Raw genomic sequence first — 17423 nt, 5'->3', positions numbered from 1 at the left:
GCACAGCGCAGTGAAGCAGGAACCCACCCGACACCGCAGCCTTCAACGGCGCGGTAGGCGGGAATCGCCGTCCTTCAGGGCGGCGAGGATGTCAAGCCTGGCAGGGCGACTACCAGCGCGTCCCGGATCCGCTGCTGGTCGCCATCGACATGAAAGAGATCACCATCCGCTGACCACAGACGGGCCGCCGGCCGGCAGCCCGCCTGAGACCGGCCGGCGACCGCCGGACCAGCCACCGCAGAAGGAGAACGGCCATGCGCAGACTGATCGAATCGACCCTCGTCTGGCTGGACGGCGTCACCGAGGCACCCGAACGGTGGGCCGGCTTCGACGCCGAGGCCACGGCGTATGCCACCGAGGAACTACGCGACTACGACGCGTTGTCGGGCGCGGCAGGGGTGGTTGTCGGGGCGGTGACGGTCGAGGTGGTGGCGGCCCAGCTGGCGAGCAGGGCGAGCCGCTCGGCCGTCGGGGATCCGGCCGGCGCGCAGTAGACAACCACGGTCTGGTCCGGGTCGCCGGGCAACGCGAGCGTCTCGTATGCGAGTTCCAGCTCCCCGGCCACGGGGTGGTCGATCCGTTTGACCCCGAACGTCTTCTCCTTGACCAGGTGGTCGGCCCACAGCCGCCTGAAGTCCTCGCTCTTGACGGAGAGTTCACCGACCAGCGCGGCCAACTCCGGGTCGTCCGGGTGCTTCCCGGCGTCCAGGCGCAGGTACGCCACCGTCTCGGCGGCCACGGCCGGCCAGTCGGGGTAGAGGGACCGTGCGTCGGGGGACTGGAACACCGCGCGCACCATGTTCGGTACGGTGCCGGGCCGGAAGTCCTGGAGCGCACCGCACAGGTCGTTCCAGGCGAGCACGTCCATCCGGCGGCCGAGCACGAACGCCGGGACGTCCTGCATGCCGTCCAGCATCAGCCGCACGCCCGGCCGCACCCGCGGTGACGCCGCGGGTGTGCGGGAGCCGGGGCGGGTGGCACGGCCGGGCCTGGCCAGGTCGTGCAGGTGCGTGTGCTCGGCCGGGTCGAGCCGCAGCACCCGGGCCACGGCGTCCAGCACCTCGTCCGAGACGTGCCGGCCGCGCCCCTGCTCCAGCCGGATGTAGTAGTCCACGCTGACCCCCGCGAGCTGGGCCACCTCCTCGCGGCGCAGCCCCGGCACGCGCCGGCGCCCGTACGGCGGCAGCCCCACCTCTTCGGGCTGTATGCGCGCCCTGCGCGACTGCAGGAATCCCCCGAGCGTGTTGTCCATGGGCCCGATCCTAGGCGGCGCCGCGACCGCGAACCTGGTACTGGCGGACCCAGGTTCAGCGGTGCACTGGGTGGGGGATCCCGCCCCCGGCACGGTGGGATCACCGCCCGGCGGAACCCCGTCGCGGCGCACCTCACCTACCGGGGAGCACCTCCATCATGAACACGATGACCACGAACACCGCTGGCACGCCCGCTACGAGCGGATTCGGCGGCCTGGCCGGCCGCACCGCCGTCGTCACCGGGGCGGCGAGCGGCATGGGCGAGGCCACCGCCCGGCTGCTGGCCGCGCACGGCGCCCGCGTCGCTCTGCTGGCCCGGCGCGCCGACCGGCTGGCCGAGCTGGCCGGGAAGATCACCTCGGAAGGCGGCGAGGCCCTCGCCGTCCCCGTCGACGTCACCGACACGAACTCCGTGACGGCCGCTGCCGCCCGCGTCCACGACGCCCACGGCCCCGTCGACCTGGTGGTCAACGCGGCCGGAGTGATGCTCGCCAACCCCGTGGACGCGGGCCGCACCGACGAGTGGCTGCGGATGCTGGACACCAACGTGGCAGGCGTCCTGCGGATCATCGACGCCTTCCGCGACGACCTGCTGGCCGCCGCGGCCGCAGGACGGCGCGCCGACCTCGTCAACGTGTCGTCGATCGGCGCGCACACCGTCTTCCCCGGATACGCGGTGTACGGCGCGACCAAGGCCGCGGTGACGCACCTGTCCGCCGTGCTGCGCTCGGAACTCGGGCCGCGGGACGTGCGGGTGACCAACATCGAGCCCGGGCTGACCGGCACCGAACTGGGCAGCCACATCGACAACCCGGAACTCGCCGCCCAACTGGGCGGAATGTTCCAGGTCATCGACCCGGCCCTGTCCGCCGACGACATCGCGGACCTGATCGCCTACGTCACCAGCCGGCCCGCGCACGTGAACCTGCGTCAGGTCGTCGTGCTCCCCACGCGCCAGGCGTGACGCTTCCAGCCAGGTCCTGCCAGGTCCTGCCCCGGCGAATCAGGAACGGACCCGGACGCGTCCCCCTCTCCACACCGGCCGCCGCGACTCCACCCGCCGGCGACACCGCGATCTGCTGTCCGGCTACCTGGCTACCTGGCGGACGACCGACTGGTTCCGGCCCCGGCCCCGGCGAGGACGAGCACACCGGGACTGCGTCCCGGTGTGGGAGGAGGCCGCCCCGGCGCGCGCCTGCTCCGCGCTGTCCATCGCATGCGCCAGCGCTCCGGCGAGGACCTGCCAGTCCGCGGAGCCGAGGCGGGAAGCAGGTCTCTTCGGGTTGTCCTGCCGACCGAACGAGCGAGTGCGCCGTGCGGGTCCGCGTTCTGAAAACCGGTTAGGCGTATATCAACACTGCGACGCGGTTGCGTTGTGCACTCCTTGCAGGTAGCCGACTTTGCGCCCACCGACCCGAAAGCAGGAATGCCTCGCCATGCCAGTACGTCGATCCCTTGCCGGTGTCGCCGCGATTGTTACGGCCGCTTCCGTCTTCTGCGTAGGCCCCGCCGTCGCCCGTAGCACGCCTATGGGTGTGCGATGCAGTACGGCCGCTCTCGTCGCGGCCGTCAAAGCGGCCAATGCCCGGGGTTCCGGCGAGATCAGTCTTGCCAAGGGCTGTGTCTACGACTTCACCGCGCCTTTCTCGGCAGATGACGCGACGCCTCCCATCACGGGAGCCGTCACGATCGACGGCAACGGCGCCACTCTTCGGCGCGGCACTACGGCGAGCCTCTTTCGCCTCCTGGACGTCGCGGCCGGGGGAAGGGCGGCGATCGGCCACGTCACCATCGAGAACGGCAGTGTCACCGGCGACGGCGGGGGCGTCCTCGTCCAGGATCACGGGAAGCTCCACGCGACATCTGTCCTGGTCAAGGGGAACACCGCCGACGGTGACGGCGGCGGCATCGTGAACATGGGAACCATGAAACTCGTGGGGTCCAGGGTGATCGGAAACCGCGCCACGGCCTCCGGCGGCGGGATCTCCGCTGAGGGCGACACCTCCGTCGTTTCCACCTCGATCGAGGGCAACACCTCCAGCTTCTTCTACGGCGGAGGCGTGTTCAACGACGACGTGCTCAGCATCGCGGGGAGCACCATCACCGGTAACCGGGTGACGGCAGGCGACGGCGGGGGCCTGTGGAACAACTGGCGGATGACCGTCGACCGCAGCACGGTCGCCGCCAACAACGCCTCCGACCACGGAGGGGGCGTCACCAACGCGGACATGGGAACGGCCACCTTCCGCCGGAGCGTCATCGCGAAGAACACCGCGGGCCTGCTGGCCGGCGGCATCTACAACGTCGACTCCGGCACCAGCCTCTTCCTCAACTCCACCTCCGTCACCAGGAACACGGCGGGCGGCGCGCCGGGAGGAGTGTTCAACGACGTCGGAGACACCCTGGTGAACCACCACTCCCGCATTTCGGGAAACCGTCCCACCAACTGCGTGGGCAGCCCGTCTCCCGTGGCCGGCTGCACCGCCTGACCGCGGCCGGCCCAGGACTCGACGGGACGCCCCGGGCATCCGGCCCCCCGCCGGGACCCGGTCGGGGGCGGCTTCCGGCGTCTGGGTGGGTGAGCCGGTTCATGCGGTGCCGAGGAAGCCTGGGCAGACCCCGCCGAACTGCAGGCACGCGTCGCGGTCAAGGCCCAGGAGTTCCGCCCTGGGCACCGCACGGCGGTTGGTCGCCCGCAGGTTTGGCGGCCCTGGGCCGACCACAGCGGCGGGAAGACCGAAAGCCCCTGGCGTCCGGTCGGCGCGGAGACTTCACCGGACCCCCCGTTCCGCCCTGGCCGTGCCGCCCGGCGAGGGCGCGGGGGTCCCCAGAGCCGCGCCTGGGAGGGTGCCCACCGCCCCGAAGGGGCAGATCGGTTCCTCCCGGGCCACGGGGTTCGTGGACGGCTTGGCGCACCGTTCTCGAGTCCCTGACGAGAACCGGTTCTCCTGGACAAGGCGAGCACCTCGGAACCTCGGCCCCCTCGCCTAAGGGCGGAGCGTGACGAGCTGGCTAGGTTCCGCGCGGCTTTCGGGCACCGTCGCTCTGTGGTGCCAACAGTCGCATCCCGCCCGTGAGTTCGCTCAGGCACCGTACCGCGAGAACGGCGGGGGAGCCTGGTCCCTCGGCCCCCGCCTCGGTACCGGCCCAGGCCTCCAGCGCGATCCGGATTGCGTCGGTGGCGGCGGCTGCCACGAGCCGTACCTCCAGCGGTTCCGCGTCCTGGCCTGCGAGCCGGGCGACCACCGGGACCAGTCGTTCCTCGGACTCCTGGTTCACGCGGTACCAGACGGCCCGCAGCGCCGGGTCCTCAGCGGCGGCCCGCAGCAGCCCGCGCGTGCGCAGCAGTGCCCGCGCGGCCTCCTCGTCCGGTACGGACAGCGCCTGTGCGACTGCGGCCTCCAGCGCCTGAGCAAGTGCCGCGCCCGGCTCCGTCGCCTCCAGCAGTGCCCGCCAGCGGTCGGCGCCGACCACGAGCAGCGGGCTCACCGCGTCCTGCTTGGAGCGGAAGTACCGGTAGAAGGTCCGCAGCGCGACCCCCGCGTGCCGGGCGATGTCCTCGGCCGTCGTGCCGTCCGGCCCGTGCGTGGCGAAGAGCTCGGCCGCCGCGTGCGCGATGTCGAGCTGCGTGGCGGCCTTGCGGCGCTCGGTCAGGGAGGGGGAGGTCGGCTTGGTGCTCACCGCAGGAAGCCTACGCCGCACAGCCATAGTCGGCACGTTATGCCTAAGTGGCAAAACGTGCCATCCGGGAGTAGCGTGAATGGCGTATCGAGAATGTCGACACCAAGAGAGTCGGCATCACAGGGGCCGCGTTGGAGAACAGCAAGGCCGGGTTGGAGGACACATGGACCGCTACGAAGGCCGTCGCGCGCTGGTCACCGGCGGTGGCTCGGGCATCGGCCAGGCCACCGTGCTGCGCATGCTCTCGGAGGGCGGCACGGTCGTGGCCGCGGACGTCAGCGAGCAGGGCCTGAAGGACACCGTCGAGCAGGCCGGCGCCCACGCGGGCCGCCTCACCACGCTCGTCGTCGACGTCGCCGACGAGGCCTCGGTACGCGACATGGTCGCCGCCGCGACCGCCGCGCTCGGCGGTCTGGACGTGCTGGTCAACGCGGCTGGAATCCTGCGTTCCTCGCACACCCACACGATGAGCCTGGAGTCCTTCAACCGGATCATCCAGGTCAACCTCGTCGGCACCTTCCTGGTGATCCGCGAGTCCATTCCGGCGCTGCTGCAGGGCCGCGACGCCGCGGTCATCAACTTCAGCTCGACCTCGGCGATGTTCGCGCACCCCTACATGGCGGCGTACGCGGCGAGCAAGGGCGGCATCCAGTCCATGACACACGCGCTCGCCAGCGAGTACGCGAAGCAGGGCATCCGCTTCACCGCCGTCCAGCCCGGATCCATCTCCTCCGGCATGACCGACGGCAGCGGCGCCAGCAAGCAGAGCGCCGGCCCCGGGCTGCCCGAGGACGCCGACATGAGCCTTTTCGTGAAGCTCGCCCCGGCGCTCGGCCAGGGCTTCGCCGGCCCCGAGACGGTGGCGTCCGTGGTCGCGATGCTCGGCTCCGAGGACGGCAGGTTCATCACCGGCACCGAGGTCCGCATCGACGGCGGCACCCACTTCTGACGGCGGCGTCGCCGGTGCCGCGGTGCTACCAGAGCACGCCAGCCTGGCCACGGGCGACGAGGCGGCCGGCGCCGGCCGAGGTGAGGAAGGACAGGGACGTGATCGAGGAGTAAGCGTTCCATCCGCCGCCGACCCGCGCATCGCCCGGGCACGGTCCCAGCGCCGTCGAGACCCACGGCAGTCGATGACCGTGGTCTGCTGAGTGCGCGATACCCAATCCGAAGGGCCAGGGGCTCAGTGCTCAGGTCCTGCTGCCATCGACCGCTGGGTGGCGGACAGCCGGGACCCGGCAATGGTGCGGATGCGGCGCGCGCGGCCACTCTCGGCGAGAACTTCCAGAACGGTCGCGGCTGAGGACTTTTCGGCTGCGATGTGCGGCCCGCCGGGCCCACCGGCGGGCCGCTCATCACCACAGCACCAGCCCCCCAGCCCCCGCTGCCGTCTGGACCCTGAACAGTCAGCCCAGCCGAACGGATGCCGTCCCGCGGCGGGCTGGAGTACCTCCGGCTGGCCGAGGCGACACCAGTCGCCTGCGCACCGCCGCAGATTCGCCTGAGAGAGGAGTTCATGCGGAGCGGCGTGACAGTGCCGCTTCCAGGTTCTCCAACTCGGCGCGGCGGTGAGAGCGGTGCTGCTGCGTCCAGGGCTCGTCATGGAGAGGGTCGACCGACATGACCACAGTCGTGCGCTGGCCGGCGGCCACCAGGTCGAGGGTCGTCAGATGCTCATACGGCTCGTGATCGGGCACGAAGTCGATCAAGGACAGAAACGCCAGCCGTGTCGGCGCCACGACCTCTGTGAAGGTCTTCCGCAGTTCACTAGTCAGCGGCAGGCCGGCACTGCGCATGAACTCAATCTGCTCTGGCGCGGTCGCGGTCATGGTGTACACCAGGGTGCCGCCAGGCTTGAGGTCGAGTTCACGCACGTGAGTGTCGAAACCGTCGGTGGTCCACCACTGTTCGATGCCGGCGGCAGTAGTGCACAGCTGCCAGACGACTTCGACTGGAGCGTCGTAGGTCCGCTCCATCCGTGCGGCGTCCACACGGGGCGTGCGATCGGTGGTCATATGAACTCCGCTGAAAGTCGGGTGGGGTTAGGAGAACTCCGTCCTCCGGATTCTCACTGGGGGGAGATTCCCCCATGCCCGGCATTGCGCAACCAGGATCCCACCACTTCCAGCTGACTTCCCCACGGCGCGCGGTTTTGGGCGGCAGCTGCTTGGTGTCGCTACGGTCAGTTGAACTCAACCAGGGCCGGCGGCGGGGCAGCACGCCGCGGTGGCGTCGACAAGGCCTATCAGCGTATGCCGAGTGGGTCGAGTTCCGCGCGCCGCGCGGGCGCCTGGAGCGTCGGCTCAGGCAGGGGCGTTGACCCGGCGCTGCCGGGGGCTTGGCGAGCGGTCAGGCCATCAGGGCCCGGTGGGGAGCTTGATGAATGATGCGATCGGCCGTCTGGCCGGGAGTGAGATCGGAGGTATCGAACCACCAGCCCACGTCGCCGAACTGGCGCTTCATGTCGGACTGCAGAGTTTCGTAGCCGTCGAAGTCGAAGCGCTCCTGCGGGTCGCGGACGGTGTTGCGGTACTGGCACACGTCGATCCTCGGGGCCAGAACGACGAAGAGGACCTGCCGAGCCCGGAGGAGGGACACGAAGAAGTCCAGCTGCTTGCGGTCGGGGATCACCGTGTCGATTACCGGCGTGAAACCGGCATCGGAGAAGTTGTTGGCGAGTGCGCAGAGGTTGCGGTTGCACAACTCCACTTGCCGCGCGGCTTCGTCGGCCGGCTCGCCGAGTGCCCAGACGTGACCGCTGACCACCAGTGTGCTGATGAAGAAGCCGTCCATGCGGGCCGACGCGGTAGCCGGTCGGCGACCAGCTTCGTCACTGTCGACTTCCCCGCCCCGGGCATCCCCGTCACGATCAGGCAAGGCGACTCGTCATCATCGATCATGGCCGCGACCGTGTCAGAGCGCGTCCTGGCCGGCAACCAGTTTCTCGTCCCCTCGGCCAGGCGATCCACAAGCCGGAGGTGCGGGGTGCGTCGATGGGATGGCAGCCTGGCATGGGGATGCAGCAGCGGCAGACCGTGGTCACCCGCCTTGCAGGGCGTCGACACGCCGATCGGCGCTCCGCGGCCGTCCTCGCGGCAGTTCGGGCTACGCCTGCGCCGCGCCGGAACTTTACGGCAGGTCCTGGGGTGTGAGATCGATGGCCGAGGTTGGCGCCCGCGGCGTCCTGCCCCTACAGGACCGTTGGCTGACACCTGAACGCGAGCTCCCACGGGCAGCCCATGGACCGGTGACGGATCCAGCCAGGGGTGGATAACGAAACACGGATCCTGCCTGTCACCTTCCGCGGCGTGGGAGATGCTCGGGGGTATGGCGACTTCGAACGACGGGGGAGACGGGGGCGAGCGGTTCTCGCTGCTGGCGCGTCTTGCGGTATCGATCTGCGGGATCGGCGCGTGTGTGGGGTTCGTTTTCGTTGTCCACCGGGCGACGCCCAGCATGCTGACCGCCGTTGGGGCTGCAGGCGTGTTCTTGCTCTACCACGCGATCTTCCCACTCGGGATCAGATGGACCACCGAGGAGAGAGCCGATCGGAGCCGGCAGCGTCTACGGGAAGCCGAGAGAAGCCTCGAAGCGGCCCTTCGCCAGCAACTCACGCCAGGCGAGTCCAGGCCGCTCCCACCTCCACCACCAGCCTGGGTGCCGCAACCGGCGCCGCGCACGATCCCAGCCTCCGAGGACGCGCCACCGGACACTGCGCCGGGGGAGCAGCGTCCCCGGCCCCCCGCGTGGTCGGGGATCGAGGATCCAGACTCCGTCGACGGGCCACCGGACCCCGACGACAGGCCGGATTTCACCTGGGATCCCACCGGCGGGCCGTGGACCGTGCCTCCCCCCTTGCACGACTACGAACCTTCGTCCTGGTACTCCCAGAATGGGCCACCGGACGCACCGCCGGCAGGCGACGGCACCGAGTTCCCCAGCCCACCCCCTCCCTATCAGGGGGCGGCCGGGCACGTCGGAACCGGACATGTCGGGGACTTGGCCCTGCCGGAGTTGTGGATGGTCACGCACGCGCGGCTCGGCGCCTATCACGAGACAGCGGTCGTCCAGGCCAACAAGGCTTTCCGGAACGCGCAGTTCGCGATGGTCGCGGGCTTCGCGCTCCTGGCGGTCTTCGTGGTCGTGGCGCTGCGCGCCGACTCGACGTCCGGCAGTGTCGCGGCGGCCGGCCTGGGGGCGGTTGGGGCGGCCCTCGCGGGATACATCGCGAAGACGTTCGTCAGATCCCAGGAGATGACGTCCTCGGCGATGCGCTCGTACTTCGACCAGCCGCTGGAACTGTCTCGCTACCTGGCGGCCGAACGACTGGTTCGCGGCTCCGGCCTCAGCGAGGACAAGCAGGCCGAACTGCTTCACGCGCTCGTCCACGCGATGGTCACCGGCAGCTCGCCGGCGTCTGTCCCAGCGCCACGGGCTGCCGGGACCACCGGCGAGTAGGCGGCGCCGGCGGCGGAATCGGCCGGGGTCCGGCGTCCGGCAGCCCCGGGATCGAGGAGACCGGGTCCCGGGGCGCCGGTCAGATGAGGCTGGTGTAGGTGTTCCAGCCGGTGCCGTTCTGTACCCGGGGAGCGTACGGCGCGGCCGGGTTGCCGGTGCCACGGTAGTACCAGAGGCGGCCCGCGGCGTCGCGGGCGAGCAGGTCGGGGTGCCCGTCGCCGGTCATGTCGCCGACGCCGGTGATCTGGGTGTAGGTGTTCCAGCCACCGCCGATGCGCGTGCGGACGGCGAAGGGAGCACCTGCGTTGCCGGTGCCGCGGTAAAGCCAGAGCACGCCGTCGTGGTCGCGCGATACTGGCCGAGCCGGGCCGGTTGTCTCACCTCGTGTCAGCCAGGCAGCCACGGTCGCGCACAAGGGCGGCCTGCGTGCGGGGCGCTGGCGGCCGCTTCGACGCCTGCGCCGAGGTCAGGTGGAGCATGTCCTCCAGCATCCACCGCTGCGCGGGCAGCAGTTGCTCCCAGTCCAGCCGCTGCGCCTTCACCCACGCCCCGAGATCGTCGGCCTCCTCCGCCGCGAGTGGCACCCCTCATCGAAGTGACACCGGCCCCCGCACCGTAGCGGGACGGTAGTGACGCCCCCCGGCCCCGTACCGGAGAATCGCCGGATGGAGAACGGGGATGTACTGGCCGGGCGGTACCGGCTCGAACGGGTGCTGGGCCGCGGTGGCATGGGCGCGGTGTGGCTGGGGCGGGACGAGACGGTGCTCGACCGCGCCGTGGCGGTCAAGGTGCTGCACGAGACGTCGGCCGACCTGACAACAGCGCGCAGGTTCCAGAAGGAGGCGGCGACGCTCGCGGGTCTGCAGCACCCGGGCATCACCGTCGTGCACGACGCCGGCAGCCACGAGGGGCACCTCTTCTTGGTGATGGAGTTGCTGCACGGTGCCGACCTGGCCCGCCTGGCGGCCCGGCACCCGCAGGGGCTGCCGCTCGACACGGTGGTCGGCCTGTCGCGGCAGACCGCGCAGGCCCTGGCCGCCGCGCACGGCCGGGGCGTCATCCACCGGGACCTGAAACCGGCGAACCTCTTCCTCCAGGACGACGGCCGGATCAAGATCTGCGACTTCGGCATCGCCCGCAGCACCGACACGACCTCCACCCTGACCGAGAGCGGCCGGGTCGTCGGCACGCCCGCGTACATGTCGCCCGAGCAGTGCCAGGACCTGCCGCTGGACACCCGCAGCGACATGTACGCGCTCGGCTGCGTCATGTACGAACTCCTCACCGGGCAGCCGCCGTTCACCCCACGCCAGCCGCTGTACGCGCTGCTGCGGCAGCACGCGGAGGTGCCCGCGCCACCTGTGGCCGGCCGGCGCCCCGATGTCCCGGGCCGGCTGGCCGACCTGGTTGCCTCGCTGCTCGCCAAGAGCCCCCGGGACCGGCCGGACGCCGACGCGCTCGCCGACGCGCTGGCCGCGCCCCCGGACTCCGTGCCGCCCGCCCGCGGCCCCCTCGCGACCACCCGCCGCGACGTGCCCACCGCCCTCCGCGAGCCGCGCCCCGCTCCGCGGCCGAGCCGTTTCACGCTGCGCACGTCGCTGCCCGTCCCCGGCGGCGTACGGGCGCTGGCCCTCGGTCCCGACGGCCGCGTTCTGGCGGGTGCCGGGCAGGGCGTACGACTGTGGGACACCGGAACCGGCGAGCAGCGCAGTGAGATGGCCGACTGGCACGGCAAGCGGCTGTCGAACATGAGCGCGGTGGCATTCAGCGCGGACGGCCGACTGCTGGCGGCGACCCGCGCGGACAAGCTGATCAGGCTGTGGAACACGCACACCGGTGAGCCGGAGCGCGAACTGAAGCACGGCGGACCGCTGACCAGCCTGAACACCGTCGCCTTCAGCCCCGACGGGCGACTGCTGGCTTCCGGCGGCTCCGGCCCGGTCAGGCTGTGGGATGTGCGTTCCGGCGCGCTCCACCAGACCCTGCGTAGCGGCTCCGACGGCGTCAACCACCTGGTCTTCAGCCCCAACGGCAAGACACTGGCCGGCGTGTCTGACGAGCACGTCTTCGCCTGGGACACCGCCACCGGCGAGCGGCTCTTCTCCTTGACGTCCCCGCGGTCCCCCTTCTGCTCCTTGGCGTTCAGCCCGGACGGGGGCACGCTCGCCAGCGTCGGCGTCGAGCAGTTCCACCTGCGCGACGCCGTCTCCGGCAAGCGTCACCGGACCTTCGCCGGCCTCACCGGCGCACGCGGCGCGAAATACCAGGGCGCGCTGTCGATCGTGGCGTGCGTCGCCTTCAGCCCGGACGGCACCCTGCTGGCCAGCGGCGGCGACGACAAGGCGGTGCGCCTGTGGGACCCGGCCACCGGTGAGGAACTGGCCACCCTGGCCGGGGTGCACACGGACATCGTCTCCTCGGTGGTGTTCAGCCCGGACGGGCGGACCCTGGCCAGTGCCGGTGGCTCGCGGTACAGCCCCGAGGACAAGGGTGAGGTCTGCCTGTGGACCTGTGCTCCCTGACCTGGAGGACCCCGCGACCGTCCGGCCGCGCCCATGCACCGGGGCCCCGTACGACCTGCCTACGGGGCCCCGGGCTGTTGTGGCTGCCTGCCGTCGGCCCTACTGGGGCGTCAGGACCTGCAACGTGGCCGCGCTCGCGTACAGGTCGACCGGGCCGGTGTCCGCGGTGCGGATCTGGACGTGGGTGTCGGCTGCCGAGGGGACGGCGCCCTGGATGGTCAGCGTCTGCGGGGTGCCGGTCAGTTGGACGGTCTGGCTGGACAGGTCCTGCTGTCCGTTCCAGAAGTCCAGGTAGACCGAGCCGGTGCCCTGCACGGTGACGGACGCCTGGTAGCTGTGGCCGGACGGCAACTGCGACGCCGGATCCACCCAGATCCAGGTGTTGGGGGCCGCCGAGGACTGCGTCCACCGCACCGCGCTCGCCCCCGCGGGCGTGGTCGTGGCGGCCACCGTGCCGGGGACGGAACCCACGCCGTTCTGCACCGGGCCCTGCCAGGCGAGTTGACCGGTGGGCGAGTCGCCGAGCAGGTTGGGCCCGGTCGGGGCGAGGATGACGGGCTTGCGCCCCGGCGGGAACTCCAGCGGGCCCGCGGGGTACGACGGCGGCGCGTCGGCCGCAGCTGCCGCCCACGAGGTGTCGGCGGTGCCCGTGAGGGCGAACGTCAGCTGGGTGGTGGCCGGTTGGCCGGCGGGCGCGTCGCTGCCGGTGAGCAGGGACGCGGGCAGCCACGCCCGCGACCAGGGCCTGCCGTTGACCGTGACGCTGTGGACGTAGGTGCTGGTCGACGCGCCCGGTGCCGAAAGCTGCAGCCGGTGGCCGCCCGGCAGGTCGAACTCGGCCCGGGAGAAGATCGGCGCCCCCAGCGTGAGCACCGGCGCCCCCGGGGTCGGCGGGTACATCCCCAGGCTGCACCACACGAACCACGAACTCATCGAACCGAGGTCGTCGTTGCCGGGCTCGCCCCCGGGGGTGTCCGCGTAGACCGAGGTGAGCAGGCGGTGCACGATCTCCTGGCTCTTGTACGGCGCGCCCGCGTAGGAGTAGATCCAGGGAGTGCCGAACGCCGGCTCGTTGCCGGCCCACTCGTAGGGCTGGTTGGGGCCGGCGTTGAGCTGCTGGAAGTAGGTGTCCAGCCGCTTGACGGCCGCATCGTCACCGCCCATCGCGGTGATCAGGCCCTGGATGTTCTGCGGGATCGACCAGGTGTACTGGGCGGCGTTGCCCTCCTGGAAGCCCGACTGGCCGAACGCGCCCATCCCGTCGGTCGTCGGATCGAACTGCGGGAACTGGCCCTCGCCGTCACGCGGCTGGATGTAGCCGGTGGCGGTGTTGAAGATGTTCGTCCAGTTCTGGGACCGCTTCAGGAACGTCTGGTAGGTCGCGTCCTGCCCCAGGGCCTTGGCCAGTTGCGCGATGCCGAAGTCCGCGGTCGCGTACTCGAGGGTTTCCGAGGCGCCGTTGTTCGTCGGGGACAGGGAGCTCTGCGTGGTGTTGGGGACGTAGCCCAGGGACTGGTACGGGGCGAGCTGGGGCCGTTCGACGTACCAGCCCTGGCCCATCTCCGCCGGTGACGGCGGGATCTGCGTCGCGCCCTTCACCATGGCGTCGAGCGCCGCGTGGGCGTCGAAGTCCCGTGCGCCCAAGGCGTACGCCTCGGCCAGCATCGGATCGGCGGCGTCACCGTTCATGACGTCGGTGTAGTCGTTGGCGAAGCCCCACTTGGGCAGCCAGCCGCCCTGCGCCTGGTCGTTGAGCAGCGAGGTCATCATCTGGCTGGTCTGCTCGGGGGCGATCACGGCCAGCAGGGGGATCTGCGAGCGATAGACGTCCCAGCCGGAGAAGTTGGCGTACTGCACGGCGCCGTGCGCGGTCCGGTGGACCTTGTCGTCGAAGCCGAGGTAGTCGCCGCCCGCGTCGGAGAAGATGCTGGGCTCCAGCATCGTGTGGTAGAGCGCGGTGTAGAACTCCTGCCGCTGGGCGGCGGTTCCGCCTCCGATACGGATGCGGGACAGCATGCCGTTCCACTGCGCGTAGGTCCGCCGGGCGACCGCGTCGACGCTCCAGCCGGGGTCCTCCTGCTCCAGGTTGGCGGCCGCGTTGTCCTGGCTCACGTAGGACAGGGCGACCTTCATCGTCACCTGCTGCCGGGTGGTGGTGTCGAAACTGACCCAGGCGCCCGATCCCAGGCCCTCGGTGCTCGCCACCTGCGTACGCGACTGCGCTCCCTTCGCCTCGACTCCGCGCGGCGCCACCGGGGTTCCGGTGCCGGCGCGGGCCGGCTTGCCGTCGGGACCCGCCGGTACCCGCACGGTTCCCGAGCCGTGCGCGGTCACCTTCGCGGTGCCGGGTGACTTCACCACCTCGTCCTGGCGGATCGACGCGGCGGAGGCCAGCAGGTCCACCGGGCCCGTTCCCGCGGTGCGCACCTGGAACTGCGGCGCGCCGATGGACCCGGTCGCGATGGTGGTGTCCACGGTCAAAGTCACGGGCGTGGACGTGAGGTTGACGGGTGTGCCGCCGACGTCCTGCCTGCCGTTGTAGAAGTTCAGGTAGACGTTGCCGGTGCCCTGCAGGGTGACGCTCGCCTGGTAGGAGGCACCCTGGGTCAGGCCGGACGGGGTCGCCTGGATCCAGGTGTTGGCCAGGGCGTTGCTCTGCTTCCACGACACCGCGCTGCTGCCGTCGGGCGCGGTCGCGGGGGCGATGTCGGCCGGCGTGCCTCCGGCGGCCACCTCGTGGTAGCTCCAGGGAAGGTCGCCGGTCGGCTGCGTGAAGACGTTCGGCCCGGTCGGCGCGGTGTGCCAGGTGCCGTACGAGGAGAACGGCCGCGAGAACGTCGCGACGAAGTGCACCGGGTAGGTGCCGGGCGAGCCGCAGAACTGTCCGGCGGTCTCGGTGCCCGTCACCGTGCGGTCACCCACGACCTGGATGCTCGCCGACTGGTTCCCGGACTGCGCGGCGCCCATCTTGAACAGCAGGTTGGCGGCCGTCGTCGGGGGATAGGTGAAGCGGCCGACACCCGTGCGCTCGGTCGCGGCCAGGTCGGCCTGCACCGCGGTTGCCGTGCCGGGGTCGAGGGTGACCCCGTACGAGCCGGGCGCGGCGTGCTCGTGGGCGTGCTGGAACGCCGAGGTCGTGCCGGCCGGGTCGGCTCCCAGGGCACCGACCGTGGGCAGGACGGGGAAGTCGCCGTAGGCCCCGCAGCCGGGGCCCGACATGTGCGTGAGAGACAAGCCAGTGGTCGACGAGTCGTCGTAGTTGTAGCCGCCGCCGTCCGGCCGCGAGGGGGTGTCAGGGCTGAACGACACCATGCCGAAGGGCGCGGTGGCCCCCGGGTAGCTGTCCACCTGGCCGACCGTGGCACCGCCGGAGCCCGTCCCGATCAGCGGGTCGACCAGCGACGCGGGATCGCTGACCAGCGGGTCCTGGGACCGCGCGGAGGAAAAGGGCAGCGGGCCGGCGAGGGCGGCTCCGGCGCTGCCGGTGGCGAGCGTCCCGGCGGCCGCTGCGGCGACCACCAAGGCTCGCAGACGGCGGCGTTGCGGTTGCCTGTGAGAAAGGGGCATGCGCGAGACCTTTCGCTCTGACAACGTTATCGAGCAGGTTGTATCCCCGCGCCGCGCCCGCCCACAAGCCTCCTGCAGCCTCGCTTTGTTTCAGCTGGCGACTGAAGTCCCGTGCGGTTCCGCGTTGTTGGGGAGCTCAAGGTGGCCGCGGGGGGGTGCCTCTATGTTCTTCGTCAAGCGTGTGGGCAGCTTCGGTTCGGGGTTCGATCTTCTTCGGGGCATGAGACTGTCTGGTTGTGCCGGAGATGATGAGTGAGTTGGCGGCGGCCTTGGCTGAGGCTTCGTCTCCTTCGTGGTCGCAACGTGTTCGTGCCGGGCGTGACCTTGCTTCCTTCGCTGATGTCCCTGAGGCTGCGGAAGCGTTGATGGGGCTGCTGCTGGACATCGAGGACACGGCGGTGACCCGGCAGACGGCAGAGGCCCTGGCCCGGGTGGGGACGGTGACCGCCCTCAGGCTCATCGCTCTCGCGGTTGCCGAGGCCGACGACAACCAGGCCGACTGGCTGCAGACCGGGGTGCATGACGCGCTCGCGGGAACGGACGGTGTGCCGGACGCCGCAGCGGTCTGCGGGCAGCTCGCCCGGGATCCGGAAGAAGCTGTCCGTCGGGGTGCCGCGGAGATCACGGCGTGGACGGACGACACAAGACGCTGATCTGGGTCGACCTGCCTGTGGGCTGGTTCATGCAGCCGTCGCCCGGGGGACGCGGGGTTCGTAGAAGGTGCCGTCGCGGAGCATGGCGAACAGGACGCTGATGCGTTGGCGGGCGAGGCGGAGGTGGGCCTGGGTGTGGGTCTTGCCGTGGGCTCGGCATTTGTCGTAGTAGGCGCGGGAGGCGGGATCGGCGTTCATGCAGGCGAAGGCGGACAGGAACATCGCGCGTTTGAGCTGCCGGTTGACGCCTCTGGGTGCGTGTTCGCCGTGGATCGAGGTCCCGGACGACTTCGTGGTGGGGCGAGGCCGGCGTAGGAGGCGGCGGTGGGGAAGTTGCTGCCGTCACCGACGGTGGTCAGCAGGACTGCGGCGGTCCTGACGCCGACGCCGGGCATCGAGGTCAGGACCTGGGAAAGAGGGTGAGCCTCCAGCAGGGTGTTGATCTGGGCTTCCAGGGCCCGGCGCTGGTCGTGGACGGCTCCCAGCGAGCGGGCCAGGGAAGGGATCACGACATCGAGGGTGCCGGTCCCCGGGACGACGACGGTCTGCTCGTCGAGGGCGTCGAACACGTCGTCGATCAGCCGGGCAGCCATGCGCGGGGCCTTGGGCCGGATCACTTCGACGAGTCTGCGGCGGCCGGCTTTCCGCAGTGCGGCCGGGGACCCGGAGCGTTCCAGCAGCCAGGTGACGGCCTGGTGGTCCAGGCGCGGGCCCAGGACGCGCTCCAGCGACGGGTGGAACTGGGTGAGCAGACCGCGTATCCGGTTGGAGGTGCGGGTTGCTTCGGCGGCGAGGTCCTGGTCGAAGCCGGTCAGGACGGTCAGCTCGGCGGTGATCTCGTCGGTCAGTTCCAAGGTTCGCAGGGTGTGCGGCATGGTGCGGGCGGCGTCCGCGATGACGGCGGCGTCCTTCGCGTCGGTCTTCGCCTCGCCCGGATACAGATCGGCGATCCGGCGCATGGCGAGTCCGGGCAGGTAGGCGACCTTGCAGCCCGCGTCCCGGGCGACGGTCAGCGGAAGGGCGCCGATGGAAGCGGGCTGGTCCACGATCACCAGCACCGTGCCGAACTTCGCGGTCAGCTTGTCGAAGACGGTCCGCAGTTTCGGTTCACTGTTGGGCAGCGGCTTGTCGAAGACCTTCTTCCCCGCCGGGGTCAGCCCGTGCGCGTGATGGGTGCTCTTGCCGACGTCCAGGCCCAGGAAGACGCCCACCTCGGTCGGGTCGAACATCGTTGCTCCCTCTCCCCAAGGGGGTTTACGGTGCCGGTCAGCGTCTGTGACGACACCTCC

Annotated in this window: 13 protein-coding genes and 1 pseudogene; 6 read left to right on the top strand and 8 right to left on the bottom strand. The window is 70.9% G+C overall.

From position 1 onward, the window contains the following. Window positions 1–370 precede the first annotated feature (370 nt). Window positions 371–1252, bottom strand: coding sequence for a helix-turn-helix domain-containing protein (locus tag ACH4TG_RS40205; RefSeq protein WP_398248148.1), 882 nt, complete (start codon window positions 1250–1252; stop codon window positions 371–373). A gap of 167 nt (window positions 1253–1419) precedes the next feature. On the opposite strand from ACH4TG_RS40205, the gene ACH4TG_RS40200 reads away from it, so the two are divergent. Further along, window positions 1420–2217 (top strand): SDR family oxidoreductase, encoded by a 798-nt coding sequence (locus ACH4TG_RS40200; protein ID WP_398248146.1) that lies wholly within the window; start codon window positions 1420–1422, stop codon window positions 2215–2217. Between the two features lie 571 nt (window positions 2218–2788). After that, entirely contained in the window at window positions 2789–3742 is a 954-nt protein-coding gene (locus ACH4TG_RS40195; RefSeq protein WP_398248144.1) for a hypothetical protein, read from the top strand. A 523-nt stretch (window positions 3743–4265) separates the two neighbouring features. Here ACH4TG_RS40195 and ACH4TG_RS40190 read toward each other — a convergent pair. Next, entirely contained in the window at window positions 4266–4934 is a 669-nt protein-coding gene (locus tag ACH4TG_RS40190) for a TetR family transcriptional regulator (RefSeq protein WP_398248142.1), read from the bottom strand. Between the two features lie 163 nt (window positions 4935–5097). On the opposite strand from ACH4TG_RS40190, the gene ACH4TG_RS40185 reads away from it, so the two are divergent. After that, entirely contained in the window at window positions 5098–5883 is a 786-nt protein-coding gene (locus tag ACH4TG_RS40185; protein ID WP_398248141.1) for an SDR family NAD(P)-dependent oxidoreductase, read from the top strand. Window positions 5884–6448: 565 nt separating this feature from the next. Here ACH4TG_RS40185 and ACH4TG_RS40180 read toward each other — a convergent pair. Both ACH4TG_RS40180 and ACH4TG_RS40175 read right to left on the bottom strand, forming a co-directional pair. Next, complete coding sequence (locus ACH4TG_RS40180; RefSeq protein ID WP_398248139.1) at window positions 6449–6949, bottom strand: SRPBCC domain-containing protein; 501 nt, start codon at window positions 6947–6949, stop codon at window positions 6449–6451. Between the two features lie 334 nt (window positions 6950–7283). Beyond that, window positions 7284–7727 (bottom strand): phosphotransferase, encoded by a 444-nt coding sequence (locus tag ACH4TG_RS40175; RefSeq protein WP_398248137.1) that lies wholly within the window; start codon window positions 7725–7727, stop codon window positions 7284–7286. Window positions 7728–8954: 1227 nt separating this feature from the next. On the opposite strand from ACH4TG_RS40175, the gene ACH4TG_RS40170 reads away from it, so the two are divergent. After that, a complete protein-coding gene (locus tag ACH4TG_RS40170) occupies window positions 8955–9392 on the top strand; it encodes a hypothetical protein (RefSeq protein WP_398248135.1) in 438 nt (145 codons plus the stop codon). Window positions 9393–9471: 79 nt separating this feature from the next. Here the strand turns inward: ACH4TG_RS40170 and ACH4TG_RS40165 are convergent, their stop codons facing one another. Together ACH4TG_RS40165 and ACH4TG_RS40160 are read right to left on the bottom strand one after the other, a co-directional pair. Further along, the gene (locus tag ACH4TG_RS40165; RefSeq protein WP_398248133.1) at window positions 9472–9726 is read right to left on the bottom strand and encodes a hypothetical protein; all 255 of its coding nucleotides are present in this window, start codon (window positions 9724–9726) and stop codon (window positions 9472–9474) included. Between the two features lie 43 nt (window positions 9727–9769). Continuing rightward, on the bottom strand, window positions 9770–9976 hold the full coding sequence (locus ACH4TG_RS40160) for a hypothetical protein (RefSeq protein WP_398248131.1): 207 nt from the start codon (window positions 9974–9976) through the stop codon (window positions 9770–9772). An 81-nt stretch (window positions 9977–10057) separates the two neighbouring features. Between ACH4TG_RS40160 and ACH4TG_RS40155 the strand changes: the two genes are divergently transcribed. Continuing rightward, the gene (locus ACH4TG_RS40155) at window positions 10058–11914 is read left to right on the top strand and encodes a WD40 repeat domain-containing serine/threonine protein kinase (RefSeq protein ID WP_398248129.1); all 1857 of its coding nucleotides are present in this window, start codon (window positions 10058–10060) and stop codon (window positions 11912–11914) included. Between the two features lie 99 nt (window positions 11915–12013). Here ACH4TG_RS40155 and ACH4TG_RS40150 read toward each other — a convergent pair whose 3' ends face one another. Further along, window positions 12014–15433: a GH92 family glycosyl hydrolase gene (locus ACH4TG_RS40150; protein WP_398248127.1), complete on the bottom strand. Its 3420-nt coding sequence runs from the start codon at window positions 15431–15433 to the stop codon at window positions 12014–12016. A gap of 413 nt (window positions 15434–15846) precedes the next feature. Here ACH4TG_RS40150 and ACH4TG_RS40145 point away from each other — a divergent pair, with 413 nt between their 5' ends. After that, window positions 15847–16134, top strand: a complete 288-nt coding sequence (locus tag ACH4TG_RS40145) for a hypothetical protein (protein ID WP_398248125.1) — start codon at window positions 15847–15849, stop codon at window positions 16132–16134. A 27-nt stretch (window positions 16135–16161) separates the two neighbouring features. Here ACH4TG_RS40145 and ACH4TG_RS40140 read toward each other — a convergent pair. Continuing rightward, window positions 16162–17363 (bottom strand): annotated as a pseudogene (locus ACH4TG_RS40140) (IS110 family transposase). Window positions 17364–17423 lie beyond the last annotated feature (60 nt).

The organism is Streptomyces sp. NPDC020917 (assembly GCF_044333795.1).
Classification (GTDB): domain Bacteria; phylum Actinomycetota; class Actinomycetes; order Streptomycetales; family Streptomycetaceae; genus Actinacidiphila.
Note: the sequence above shows the minus strand (reverse complement) of the source record. Positions and strands in the feature narration are given on the sequence as shown.